This window comes from Burkholderia sp. Z1 (genome assembly GCF_014893795.1).
GTDB classification, from domain to species: domain Bacteria; phylum Pseudomonadota; class Gammaproteobacteria; order Burkholderiales; family Burkholderiaceae; genus Burkholderia; species Burkholderia theae.
On record NZ_JACFYL010000001.1, the window covers coordinates 1,227,015 to 1,239,823 of the forward strand.

10 protein-coding genes are annotated in these 12,809 nt (G+C 67.7%); 5 read left to right on the top strand and 5 right to left on the bottom strand.

What is annotated here, in order from left to right:
* The first annotated feature begins 37 nt into the window (after window positions 1-37).
* The 3 genes from H3H55_RS05735 (at window position 38) to H3H55_RS05745 (ending at window position 2,652) form a co-directional block, all read left to right on the top strand.
* Complete coding sequence (locus tag H3H55_RS05735; protein ID WP_193097935.1) at window positions 38-1,102, top strand: glycosyltransferase family 4 protein; 1,065 nt, start codon at window positions 38-40, stop codon at window positions 1,100-1,102.
* 236 nt (window positions 1,103-1,338) lie between these two features.
* A complete protein-coding gene (locus H3H55_RS05740) occupies window positions 1,339-2,148 on the top strand; it encodes a hypothetical protein (protein WP_193097936.1) in 810 nt (269 codons plus the stop codon).
* Between the two features lie 39 nt (window positions 2,149-2,187).
* Window positions 2,188-2,652: a DUF2214 family protein gene (locus H3H55_RS05745; protein ID WP_193097937.1), complete on the top strand. Its 465-nt coding sequence runs from the start codon at window positions 2,188-2,190 to the stop codon at window positions 2,650-2,652.
* Between the two features lie 123 nt (window positions 2,653-2,775).
* On the opposite strand, the gene gudD is transcribed toward H3H55_RS05745, so the two are convergent.
* Window positions 2,776-4,128, bottom strand: coding sequence for a glucarate dehydratase (gene gudD / locus H3H55_RS05750; RefSeq protein WP_193097938.1), 1,353 nt, complete (start codon window positions 4,126-4,128; stop codon window positions 2,776-2,778).
* A gap of 362 nt (window positions 4,129-4,490) precedes the next feature.
* On the opposite strand from gudD, the gene H3H55_RS05755 reads away from it, so the two are divergent.
* Complete coding sequence (locus tag H3H55_RS05755) at window positions 4,491-5,252, top strand: FadR/GntR family transcriptional regulator (protein ID WP_129514092.1); 762 nt, start codon at window positions 4,491-4,493, stop codon at window positions 5,250-5,252.
* Between the two features lie 142 nt (window positions 5,253-5,394).
* On the opposite strand, the gene H3H55_RS05760 is transcribed toward H3H55_RS05755, so the two are convergent.
* The 3 genes from H3H55_RS05760 to pdxY all read right to left on the bottom strand — a co-directional run bounded on the left by H3H55_RS05760 (window position 5,395) and on the right by pdxY (window position 10,188).
* Window positions 5,395-6,543 carry a branched-chain amino acid ABC transporter substrate-binding protein gene (locus tag H3H55_RS05760; RefSeq protein WP_048249499.1) on the bottom strand — a complete coding sequence of 383 codons (1,149 nt, stop codon included), beginning with the start codon at window positions 6,541-6,543 and terminating at the stop codon, window positions 5,395-5,397.
* A gap of 371 nt (window positions 6,544-6,914) precedes the next feature.
* Entirely contained in the window at window positions 6,915-9,059 is a 2,145-nt protein-coding gene (locus tag H3H55_RS05765; protein WP_193097939.1) for a phosphocholine-specific phospholipase C, read from the bottom strand.
* Window positions 9,060-9,327: 268 nt separating this feature from the next.
* Entirely contained in the window at window positions 9,328-10,188 is an 861-nt protein-coding gene (pdxY, locus tag H3H55_RS05770; RefSeq protein ID WP_129514094.1) for a pyridoxal kinase PdxY, read from the bottom strand.
* A 171-nt stretch (window positions 10,189-10,359) separates the two neighbouring features.
* Here pdxY and H3H55_RS05775 point away from each other — a divergent pair, with 171 nt between their 5' ends.
* A complete protein-coding gene (locus H3H55_RS05775; RefSeq protein ID WP_193097940.1) occupies window positions 10,360-11,421 on the top strand; it encodes an alpha/beta fold hydrolase in 1,062 nt (353 codons plus the stop codon).
* A 36-nt stretch (window positions 11,422-11,457) separates the two neighbouring features.
* Here the strand turns inward: H3H55_RS05775 and H3H55_RS05780 are convergent, their stop codons facing one another.
* Window positions 11,458-12,456, bottom strand: a complete 999-nt coding sequence (locus H3H55_RS05780) for an LLM class flavin-dependent oxidoreductase (RefSeq protein ID WP_193097941.1) — start codon at window positions 12,454-12,456, stop codon at window positions 11,458-11,460.
* Window positions 12,457-12,809 lie beyond the last annotated feature (353 nt).

The following is a 12,809-nucleotide window of genomic DNA, read 5'->3' on the forward strand; positions in this document are numbered from 1 at the left end:
CATACCTGGTTTTTAGCCGATTTTTTAGGAGTTACGCATGCGAATCGCCCAAATCGCTCCGTTGCATGAAGCGGTGCCCCCGAAACTGTACGGTGGTACCGAGCGAGTGGTGTCCTACCTCACCGAAGCACTTGTCGAGATGGGGCATGACGTCACGCTCTTCGCGAGCGGCGATTCGCAAACCTCCGCGAAGCTCGAAGCCTGCTGGCCGCAGGCGCTGCGCCTCGACCCGACGATCCGCGACGTGATGGCCCCGCACATGCTGCTCCTCGAGCAGGTGCGCCGCCGCGCGGAAGAGTTCGACGTCCTGCACTGCCACATCGACTACTACCCGTTCTCGCTGTTCTCGCGCCAGCCGGTCCCGCATCTGACGACGATGCACGGCCGTCTCGACCTGCCGGAACTGCAGCCGATCTTCAACGCGTTCAGCGACGTGCCGGTCGTGTCGATCTCCGACAACCAGCGCATCCCGCTGCAGCAGGCGAACTGGCTGTCGACCGTCTACCACGGCCTGCCGGAAAACCTGCTGACGCCGATCCCGAACGTGAAGCCGAGCTATCTCGCGTTCCTCGGCCGTATCTCGCCGGAGAAGCGCGTCGACACGGCGATCCGCATCGCCGAGCAGGCCGGCCTGCCGATCAAGATCGCCGCGAAGCTCGACAAGGCTGACCGCGCGTACTACGAAGAGAAGATCAAGCCGCTGTTCGCGCTGCCGCACGTCGAGTACATCGGCGAAATCAGCGAGTCCGAAAAGACCGAATTCCTCGGCAACGCGCACGCGCTGCTGTTCCCGATCGACTGGCCGGAGCCTTTCGGCCTGGTGATGATCGAGGCGATGGCCTGCGGCACGCCCGTGATCGCGTTCAAGCGCGGCTCGGTGCCGGAAGTGATCGACAACGGCGTGTCGGGTTTCGTCGTCGAAGACGAACTGTCGGCCGTCGCGGCGCTCAAGCGCCTCGATACGCTGCCGCGCGAGAAGGTCCGTGCCGCGTTCGAAGCCCGCTTCTCGTCGAAGGTGATGGCGCAGAACTACGTGAAGGGCTACGAAGAACTGCTGCGCCAGAAGCGCCGCACGGTGCTCCGCGAAGTCAACGCAAACTGATTGCGGGCCGCCGCCGCGCTGCGGCGCGCGGCCTTCATCGACGCCCCGTCCGGGTTCCCGGCGGGGCGTTGTCACATCCGCGGCGCGGATCTGTTGTATTCTCGCCGCGCCCGACACCGCGAACACCCTCCGAAGCGGCCCGGCACGCCATCCTGCCGTCTGTCCAGACGGTAATGTCCCTATAATGGCCGTGCCGTGAAATCCGGCCCCGCACGATTATCCAGAGGAGAGCAGTCTTGGCGAGAACGAAAACCACGCGCGCAGCGCCGGCCCCCGGCGCCGGTGTGATCTTCGCGTTGCGCGCGATCGGTCTCGTGCTGCTCGCGCGCTGGCTGTTCTCGATGTCCCAGATGGGCTATCGCTCGTCGCTGTCGGCGATGGTGTCGTCGCCGTGGGCGTTCGTCTACCTCGTGCTGATCTTCCTGCTGCTCGCGCTGCCGGGCGCCGTCGCGCGCGCCGAGCGGCCGTTCCATCCGCTGCCGCAGTGGCTGCGCCAGGCACTGCGCGTCTTTGCGCTGATCGGTTTCCTGTTCGCCGTCTGGTCGATCGGCATGTTCGCGTGGGCGGCCGGCTGGCGCGGCGCGCTGCATGCGGTGACGGCGACCAACGGCTGGCTCGTCGCCGCGCCGGCGCTCTACGCGGCGATCGTCTGGATCTGCCGTCCGCGGCCGTTGTGGCGGACCAACGTGGCGGCACGCCGCTTCGCGGTCGGCCGTTATGCGATCTCGCTGGACGTGCTGACGCGCACCGCGATCGTCTGGATGGAAAGCCGCAAGGTCGGCCAGTACGACGCGCGCGAGCTGTCGGTGCGCTGGCCCGGCCGGACGGCGCCCGCCACGGGCGAGCAGGCTGCGCAGGACGTGCCGCCTGCTGCCGTGCCGCCGCGCCGCGGCGGCCTGTTCCAGCGTCCGAAGGTGGAACTGCTGTGGGATTCGCCGGCGGCCGTCGGCCATAACCGGCAGATCGTGATGCGCGCGCCGCTCGCGACCGAGGGCGACCGCGTCGCGGTGCTCGCGCTCGACGCGGCGCTCAAGCAGATCGTCTGACAGGGCCCGCGCACCGCGTGCGGGCGACAAGGAGGCACGATGATCGTCCGTTGGTTGCTGGCTGCCATTCACCTGAGCGCGTTCGGCGTCGCGTTTGCCGCGATCGTGGGACGCAACCGAGCGTTGCGCCGGCTCATCGCGTCGGCGCAGGCGGCCGACCTGCCGGGTGTATTCAGGGCTGACGCTGCCTGGGGGCTGTCGGCGCTCGTGCTGATCGTGACGGGCCTCACGCGCGCGTTCGGCGGTTTCGAGAAAGGCACCGCGTACTACCTGCACGAACCGCTCTTTCACCTGAAGATGACCGCGCTCGTGCTGATCCTGCTGCTCGAGGTCGTGCCGATGCTGGGGCTGATCCGGTGGCGCGTCGCCGCGCGGCAGCAGCAGATGCCCGATATCGGCCGTGCGCGCACCTATGTGCGGATCGGCCATTGGCAGGCGGTGCTCGTGATCGTCATCGTGTTCGCCGCGTCGGGGATGGCGCGGGGGATTGGGGCGGCCGGCTAGGTCTGGCCGGGTAGGTGCGGCCGGCTAGGCCTGGCCGGGCAGGCGCGACCGACTAGATCCGGCCCGCCACGCGCGGCCAGCCAGACGTGACCGGGCGACCTTGCCGCCCGGCCTTTCCCGTGCTCAGCGCACGAGGCAAGGGCGCTTGTTGTTGAACGTCCACCCCGGAATCAGATACTGCATGGCCGCCGCGTCGTCGCGGGCACCGAGGCCGTGCTGCTTGTACAGCTCGTGCGCGACCGCGACGGCATCCATGTCGATGTCGACACCGAGCCCCGGCCGCTTCGGCACTTCCACCAGCCCGTTCTCGATCTTCAGCGGCTCGCGCGTCAGCCGTTCGCCGTCCTGCCAGATCCAGTGCGTGTCGATCGCGGTGACCTGGCCCGGCGCGGCGGCCGCGACATGCGTGAACATCGCGAGCGACACGTCGAAGTGGTTGTTCGAATGCGAGCCCCACGTGAGACCCCAGTCGCGGCACATCTGCGCGACGCGCACCGAACCCTGCATCGTCCAGAAGTGCGGATCGGCGAGCGGGATGTCGACGGCCTGCAACTGCACCGCGTGGCCCATCTGCCGCCAGTCGGTCGCAATCATGTTGGTCGCCGTCGGCAGCCCCGTCGCGCGGCGGAATTCGGCCATCACCTCGCGGCCCGAGTAACCGTTCTCCGCGCCGCACGGATCTTCCGCATAGGCGAGCACGTGATGCTGGTCGCGGCACAGCCGCACGGCCTCGTCGAGCGACCACGCGCCGTTCGGATCGAGCGTCACGCGCGCATCGGGGAAGCGCTCGGCGAGCGCCGTCACGGCCTCGATCTCGCTGGCGCCTTCGAACACGCCGCCCTTCAGCTTGAAGTCGTTGAAGCCGTAGCGCGCATGCGCGGCCTCGGCGAGCCGCACGACCGCCTCGGGCGTCAGTGCCGGCTCGTCGCGCACGCGCGTCCAGTCGTCGGTCGCGCCGCTGCCGTCGCGATAGGACAGGGCGGTTTTCGTGCGGTCGCCGATGTAGAACAGGTAACCGAGCATCTCGACGCGCTCGCGCTGCTGGCCCTCGCCGAGCAGCGCGGCAACCGGCACGCCGAGATGCTGGCCGAGCAGGTCGAGCAGCGCGGCCTCGAGTGCAGTGACCGCGTGGATCGTCGTGCGCAGGTCGAAGGTCTGCAGCCCGCGGCCGCTCGCGTCGCGGTCGGCGAAGGTGCGCCGCACGTCGTTGAGCACCGCGTGGTAATTGCCGACCGGCTGGCCGACGACGAGCGCGCGCGCGTCGTCGAGCGTGCGGCGGATGCTTTCGCCGCCCGGCACTTCACCGACGCCGGTCCGGCCCGCGCTGTCCTTCAGGATCACGAGGTTGCGGGTGAAGAACGGACCGTGCGCGCCGCTCAGGTTGAGCAGCATGCTGTCGTGGCCGGCGACCGGAATCGCTTGCAGGTCGACGATGCGCGGCGTGTCGTGAGAAGGCGAGGCAGTGACGGCGTTCATGGGCGGCGATGGCGAAAGGGTGGGCAATGCCGTGCGGCAAAAGCTTTGCCGCGCGCGGCGGGAGGTGCGATCATTCGACAACCGACGTGCGCGGCGCGCAAGGCCTGCATGTCGACAGCAACCCGGAACGGGGTGGAAGCGACAACCGAACCAGCGGAGCGCGGAACGCGAACGCTGGCTGATCGTAAGGCATGGGACCGGGCAGGCGCTGAAATGCCGGCTTGAGTCGACAGGAGATCCGTGCATCGATCATCAGTCGTCGGATGACTTGTGACGCAGTATAATGAATCATCGGCTTTCGCTCAAACCCCGCGTAAACCCTCGGCCCACATATTACGATCATTCAAAAAGGAACCGGCCTCATGTCCGTGCCTACGTTTCCCGCAGCGCCGCGCCGTCGCGCACGCAGCCTCGCACAAGATGTCGTCGACGCGCTGACCGCGCAGATCGAAAACGGCACGCTGCGTCCCGGCGACAAGCTGCCGACCGAAACCGAAGTCATGGCGGCGCAGGGCGTGAGCCGTACGGTCGTGCGCGAGGCGATCTCGCGGATGCAGGCGAGCGGCCTCGTCGAAACGCGCCATGGCATCGGCAGCTTCGTGCTGGAGCCGTCGCGCCGCCAGACGCTCGGCATCGATCCCGCGACGATCACGACGCTGCGCGACGTGCTCGCGGTGCTGGAGCTGCGCATCAGCCTCGAGAGCGAGTGCGCGAGCCTCGCCGCGCAGCGCGCGAACGATACCGACCTCGCCGCGTTGCGGCGCGCGCTCGACGCGATCGCGACGGGCGCGGGCGGCGGCCGCGACACGGCGCAGCTCGACTTCCAGTTCCACCTGCAGATCGCGCAGTCCACCGGCAACCGCTATTTCGTCGACATCATGTCGCAGCTCGGCACGTCGATCATCCCGCGTACGCGCGTGAATTCGGCGCGCTTCGCCGGTGACGATCTCGAGCGTTACGTCGGCCGGCTGAACCACGAGCACGAGGATATCTACGAGGCGATCGCGCGCCACGATCCGGAGGCCGCACGCGCGGCCATGCGCACGCACCTCACCAATAGCCGCGAGCGGCTGCGCCGCGCGCACGAGGCGGCTGAAGCCGAGCGCGACACGCAGGCCAGCTGACGCGCCGGGCTGCGCGGCCTGCGTTGCCGCTGGCTTTGCTAGATCGCCTGAATATCAGTCGTCATATGAGATCGATGTGGCTTCATCGATCTGCGGGGCCGGGCGGCGTTACCGCCGCCGGCCGCCGCCACCAATAAGCCGATCAGCCTCCCTTCGTCACGATCGTCTTCCACGCACCGCTCTTCACCTGGTACAGCGTTGACATCCCGCTCTTCAGCGAGCCGTCGTTCGCGAACGAGATGCGGCCGGTGACCCCTTCGAAGTCGATCTTCTTGAGCGCCGGGCGATAGACCTTCGGGTCGGTCGAGCCGGCCGCCTGCATCGCCTTGATTGCCGCCCAGGCCGCGTCATAGCCGAACTGCGCATACGACAGCACGTCGACGCCGAAGCGCTTCTTGAAGCGCTGTTCGAAGTCCTTGCCTTGCGGCAGCTCGTCGAGCGGCTGGCCGTATTCCCACGCCATCGCGCCTTCGGCGGCCGGGCCCGCGATCTTGATGAACTCGTTGTCCTTCACGCCGCCGCCGCCGACGAACTGCGCGTTCAGCCCCAACTGGCGCATCTGCTTGATGAAGTTCGCGGCGAGCGAATCGAGGCCGCCGAAGAAGATCAGGTCGGGGTTCTTGCCCTTCAGGCTCGTGATCTGCGCGCGGAAGTCGACCGCCTGGTTGCTGGTGAACTCGCGGCCGATGATCGTGCCGCCGGCGGCCTTCACGGCTTTCTCGAACTCGTCTGCCTCGCCCTGGCCGAACGCCGTGCGGTCGTCGATGATCGCGATGCGCTTCGCCTTGGTCACGTCGACCGCGTACTTGCCCGCGTTGCCGGCGTTCTGCCCGTCGGTCGCGATCACCATGAACATGTTCGCGAGCCCGCGTGACGTCAGTGTCGGATTGGTCGCGGCCGGGTCGATCACCGGAATGCCGGCCTTGTCGTAGACGACCGACGCCGGAATCGTCGTGCCCGAGTTGAAGTGGCCGACCACGACCGACACGTTCTGGTCGACGAGTGCCTGCGCGGCCTGCACGCCGATGCGCGGGTCGGCCTGGTCGTCCTGCACGACGAGATTGAAATGCACGGGCTTGCCGGCGATCTGCACCTTCTGCGCGGCGGCATCGTCGAGCGCGAGCTGCACGCCGTTCTGCAGGTCCTTGCCGTAGCCGGCGTTCACGCCCGTGAGCGGCGCGGCGAAGCCGACCTTCACGTCGGTTGCGTCGGCGGCCCAGGCGGCCTGTTGCGAGAGGAGGGCAAGCGCGGATGCAATCGACACCGACAGCAGGGAATGACGGAATTTCATGTTGTTCCTCTTGTTCGATACCTGCGAGTGGGTACCGCACGCGCTCGTGCGAGCCGGGCGCGTGCGACGGGCGGGCGGTTCGACCGCTTCTCGGAATCGGGCGGGGAGGTCGGCATCGTGCGCCTCGGAAGAATCTCCCGTCAGGCTCCGCGAAGAGCCCCGATCGCCTCGATATATAGGTCGCCGATATGCACGGGTCTTGGCAATTTGCCGCGCATTCGGTGAGGATTTGCGCATAGCTTCCGCGCGTGCGGTGGCGGCCGGTATCGGGAGTTTCCCGTCGCGAACGGAACGGGCGGGGAGGAGGGGGTACGGCGCGAGGCGGACGCGCGGCGCGACCCGCCGGGGCCGCGCCGCGCTGGGGGATACCGTCAGTCGGACAGCGCGTCCGAAGCGGCTTGCTCGTCGTGATGCGACGCGGTCGTGCGGATCAGCGGATCGCTGGTGCTCGGACGGCCGGTCTCGACGTGGCCGGCGAAGCGGCGCTGGAAGCCGAGCGGCTTGCCGTCGCTGATGGTCAGGTCGTACCAGCCGTGGCTGCCGCGCAGGTCCCAGTAGTCGTCGACGTGCGTGCCGGGCTTGAGATCGAACTCGCGCGCATGGCCGTGGCCGTAGGCGTTCGTCACCTTGAGCCGTACCGTCCGGTGGCCGCGGTTCATCAGGCGCAGCGTGATGTTGCCGTTCGCGACGTCGTAGCCGTAGACCACCTCGGGGTTGACGCTCGCCGGCCCGACCGCCGACGCGGCGGGACTGCGGAAGTGGCAGTAGAAGCCGTTCGGGCCGTACACGTCGAGGTCGTACAGGCCGAGCGACGGCGCAGGGCTCCACGTGTCGGACAGCCGCTTGCCGGCGTCGACCGTATACGCCCACGGGCCGTCGACGCGGTTGCGTGCCTGGACCTGGAACGCCGCGCCCGCGGTGCCGGTGTTCGCGAAGGTCAGCCGGAACTGGCCGCTCGCGTCATCGATCCGCCCGTGCACGAACAGTTCGTACGGCAGCGCGCGTGCCGGACGCAGGCCGTGCTCCTGCTTCGGCAGATGCTGGACGACCGGCGGCACCGGGATGTAGTCGGGGTGCCGGGTGCGGTCCGGCGGCGCGTAGCCGCTCGTGTCCGGGAGCTGCGGCCAGCTTGCGTCGGGTGTCGAGAAGTCGAACGCGGACGTCAGGTTGCCGCACACCGTGCGGCGCCACGGCGACACGTTCGCCGCCGCGACCGCATGCTGCGCACCGAAGCGTGCCTCGATGAATTGCAGCAGCGACGTGTGATCGAAGGTCTGCGAGCAGACCCAGCCGCCCTTGGTCCACGGCGACACGACCAGCATAGGCACGCGCGGCCCGAGCCCGTACGGGCCGGCCATGTGCGACGCGTCGCCGGCGAACACCTCGTTGGTCGTCGCGACGGTCGACAGGCCGTTGTCGCGCGACTGCGGCGCGAACGGCGGCTGCACGTGGTCGAAGAAGCCGTCGTTTTCGTCGTACGTGATGAACAGCGCGGTCTTGCTCCACACCTCGGGATTCGATACCAGCGCCTGCAGCACCTGCTCGATGTACCACGCGCCGTAGTTCGCGGGCCAGTTCGGGTGCTCGGAATACGCTTCCGGCGCGCAGATCCACGACACCTGCGGCAGCGTGCCGTTCTTCACGTCCTGCTGCAGCACGTCGAACAGCGTGCCGCCGGCGCTGATGTTGGTGCCGGTGCGCGCCTTGTCGTACAGCGGCGTGCCGGGCAGCGCGGTGCGGTACTGGTTGAAGTAGAGCAGCGAGTTGTCGCCGTAGTTGCCGATGTACGGGTTCTGCGTCCAGCCCCACGAACCGTTCGCGTCGAGCCCCGTGCCGATGTCCTGGTAGATCTTCCACGACACGCCGGCCTGCTCGAGCACTTCCGGATAGGTCGTCCAGGCGTAGCCCTTTTCCTCGTTGCCGAGCACCGGGCCGCCGCCCGTGCCGTCGTTGCCGACGTAGCCGGTCCACATGTAGTAGCGGTTCGGGTCGGTCGAGCTCGGGATCGCGCAGTGGTACGCGTCGCAGATCGTGAACGCGTCGGCGAGCTGGTAGTGGAACGGGATGTCGTCGCGTTTCAGGTACGCCATCGTCGTGGTGCCCTTGTTCGGCACCCACTGGTCGTAGCGGCCTTTGTTCCATGCGGCATGCATGTCCTGCCAGCCGTGCGGCAGGTCCTGCAGGAACTGCAGGCCGAGCTTGTCCGCGCCCGGGTGGAACGGCAGCAGTTCGGCCGGGCCGACCGGCTGGTGGAACACCGACTTGCCGTTCGCGAGGCGCAGCGGGCGCGGATCGCCGAAGCCGCGGACACCGCGCATCGTGCCGAAGTAGTGGTCGAACGAGCGATTCTCCTGCATCAGGATCACGATGTGTTCGATGTCGCGGATCGTGCCGGTGCGGCGGTTCGCGGGAATCGCGAGCGCATCGCGGATCACGGGCGGAAACAGGTTCAGCGCGGCGGCGCCGGCAGTGCCGGCGGCGACGCGCAGGAAGTCACGACGGTTCGATCGGGTCATGGTCGTTATCGTGTGATAAAGGGGGGAGCCGATTGGCGGGGCCTACGGGAAGGGCGCGCCCGGGTCGCAGGATGCGGCTGCGCCGGTTTGTGCCGCCGCGAGCATAGCGAGAAATCGGTGTCATTCATGTGAAGTCCGGAAACGTTTGCATCCGCGTCGAAGTCGCATCGGGATGCGTAGCGCCAACGGCGGCGTGCGGGAGGAGCGGGTCCGGAAAGCGGGGCGGCGCGCGTTATGCGCCGCTGAAACGGCGGGTGGTGCCGACGCGTCAGGCGTCCGTCACCCACGCGCCGAACCATTCGCTCGGGCGCGCGATTTCGTCCTGCGCGGCGACGAGTTCGAGCTCGTAGCGGCGCGCGTCGTAGGTGGCCTTCACGACCGCGTGCACGGCCGCGAGCGTGTGCTCGAACGCGGCGCGCACGGAGTCGCCGCGCAGCCGGCACGCGACGAAGATCGCGCTGGTCAGGTCGCCGACGCCGACCGGATGGCGCGGAAACGCGTACAGCGGACGCTGGCCGATCCACGCCTCGGTTTCAGTGACGGCGAGCATGTTGAAACGATCGGCCGGGCTGTTGCGGTCGTGCAGGTGCTTGACGAGGATGATCTGCGGGCCGCGGCGGATCAGCGCGCGGCATGCGTCGACGGCTTCGGCGACGGTTTCGATGCGCCGCCCGGCGAGTTTCTGCAGTTCGGTGTGGTTGGGCGACATGCCGTCCGCGAGCGCCGGCATCTCCTGGACCATGTATTCCTCGACGCCGGGTTCGGGCCGGATGCCGCCCGTCTGACCCATCGCCGGATCGCAGAAGTACCACGCGTTCGGATTCATCGCCTTCACCGTGCGCACGATCTCGGCTGCCGCACGCGCCTGCGGCGGCGAACCGAGGAAGCCGGACAGCACGGCGTCGCAACGCTTGAGCGCGCCGATCGCGGCGATGCCGTCGACGAGCTGTTCCATCTTAGCGGCATCGATCGCGCTGCCGGCCCAGTGGCCGTACTGCATGTGATTCGACAACTGGACGGTATTGAGCGGCCAGACGTTGACGCCGAGGCGTTGCATCGGAAACACGGCCGCACTGTTGCCGGCATGGCCGTAGATGACGTGCGACTGAATGCTGAGGACGTTTTTCATGGGAATTCGCCTGCACGCGTTTCAGGGTCACGTCACACGATACCCGAGTTCGTCGCGCACGCGGAAGTTGCGCGGCGCCGGTGTTGCGCGCCGTCGTCACGCGACCGCGTAGAATCGCGGGGCGCGGCGCCGTCCGGCTGCCCGCGTGCGTTTCCAATCACCGTGACCGCCATGCTTCCGATTTGCAAGTTGTTGTCTGTCGCGCGCGCTGCCCTGTTTGGCGCGGGCATTGCCTTCGCATGTGCGACCTCCGCGGCCGAGGCCGCCCCGGTGCCCGCCGGCAACGACGGGCCGGTGTACGGCCCGCGGCTGGAAGGCTTCGACTACCCGGAGCCCGTGCATCGCTACGCGTTCATATCGCAGCGCGAAACCCTCGAGATGATGTACATGGACGTGCAGCCGGCACACCCGAACGGCCGCACCGTCGTGCTGCTGCACGGCAAGAACTTCTGCGCGGGGACCTGGGAAGACACGATCGGCGTGCTGAGCCGCGCCGGCTATCGCGTGATCGCGCCGGACCAGATCGGCTTCTGCAAGTCGTCGAAACCCGATCGCTACCAGTACAGCTTCCAACAGCTTGCGCGCAATACGCACGCGCTGCTGGAATCGATCGGCGTGAAAGCGGCGACGATCGTCGGGCACTCGACGGGCGGGATGCTCGCGATGCGCTATGCGCTGATGTATCCGAAGGCGACCGACCAGCTCGTGCTTGTGAACCCGATCGGCCTCGAGGACTGGAAGGCGCTCGGCGTGCCGCCGCTGTCGGTCGACTACTGGTATGCGCGCGAACTGAAGACGACGGCCGAAGGCATCCGCCGCTACGAACAGTCGACGTATTACGCGGGCAAGTGGTCGCCGTCGTACGAGCGCTGGGTGCAGATGCTTGCCGGCATGTATCGCGGCGCCGGCCGCGACGCGGTTGCGTGGAACTCCGCGCTGATCTACGACATGATCCTCACGCAGCCGGTGGTCTACGAACTCGGTGCGATCCGCGTGCCGACGCTGCTCATGATCGGTGACAAGGACACGACCGCGATCGGCAAGGACGTCGCGCCGCCCGACGTGCACGCGAAGCTTGGTCACTATCCGGAACTCGCGAAGCGCACGCAGGCGGCGATCCCCGGCGCGCAGCTCGTCGAATTCCCGGCGCTCGGGCACGCGCCGCAGATCCAGGATCCGGACGCGTTCCACAAGGCGCTGCTCGACGGGCTGGAAGCCGTGCACCCGCAGTGACGCGGGGCGGGCGATCGTCCGCCCGCGCCAGTACCGTCAGCGCGCCTCGTTCGCGAGCTCGTCGCGGATCTGCGCGGCCAGTTCGAACGAGCGCAGCCGCGCGGCGTGATCGTAGATCTGCGCGGTGATGATCACTTCGTCGGCACCCGTCTGCGCGATGCGGTCGCGCAGCTTGTCGCGCACCGTGTCGCGCGAACCGACCGCCGCGAACGACAGCGAATGCGCGACGTTCGCGAGTTCGAGTTCGTTTGCCTCGAGCACGTCGACGGGCGGCGGCAGCTTGCCCGGCGTGCCGCGCCGCAGGTTGATGAACTGCTGCTGCAGCGATGTGAACAGGCGCCGCGCCTCGTCGTCGGTATCGGCCGCGAACACGTTGACTCCGACCATCGCGTGCGGCTTCGGCCATGCGGCCGACGGCCGGTACTGCGCGCGATAGATCTCGAGCGCGCGCATCAGGTAATCCGGCGCGAAGTGCGACGCGAACGCGAACGGCAGCCCGAGCATCGCGGCGAGCTGGGCGCTGAACAGGCTCGAACCGAGCAGCCAGACGGGCACGTCGAGCCCCGCGCCGGGCACCGCGCGCACGCGCTGGCCGGGCACCGGCTCCGCGAAGTAGCGCTGCAGTTCGGTGACGTCGTCCGGAAACGAATCGGCGCTGCCGATCAGGTCACGGCGCAGCGCGCGCGACGTGGTCTGGTCGGTGCCGGGCGCGCGGCCGAGACCGAGATCGATGCGCCCCGGATACAGCGACGCGAGCGTGCCGAACTGCTCGGCGATCACGAGCGGCGCGTGGTTCGGCAGCATGATGCCGCCCGAGCCGACGCGGATCGTCTTCGTGGCGCCCGCGACATGGCCGATCACGACGGCGGTCGCCGCGCTCGCGATGCCGGGCATGTTGTGGTGCTCGGCGAGCCAGTAGCGCTGGTAGCCCCAGCGTTCCGCATGCTGCGCGAGATCGACGGTGTTGCGGAAAGCCTGGGAGGCGTCTGCGCCGTCCGGAATGGGGGCGAGATCGAGTACGGAAAACGGTGTCATCGGGTGGCCTTCGAATGGGGGCGCGCGGTGATGCGCTTACGCAACAAATGCCAAGGATTTTGCCAAAGGGTTCCGGAACGTGCTTGCGACGCGCCGATACCCATGCGCCTTTCAGGGGTGCCGGGGCGATTTGGGTCATTGTTGCAAAAATAAAGCTAATCACCAAAGAATTACCAATCTTTACGGCGATTGGATGTGAATCCGCATCGACCTACAAATTTGCACGAAACGTTTGATTTTCAAGACTGCAATACGCCTGCAAAGCGCTTACGCTAACGTGAACGCGGTTGCGCCCAAATGGTTCTCCGGCAGCACAGCTTTGCCGGAATTGCACCAGTCCGTTTCTCGTAGTG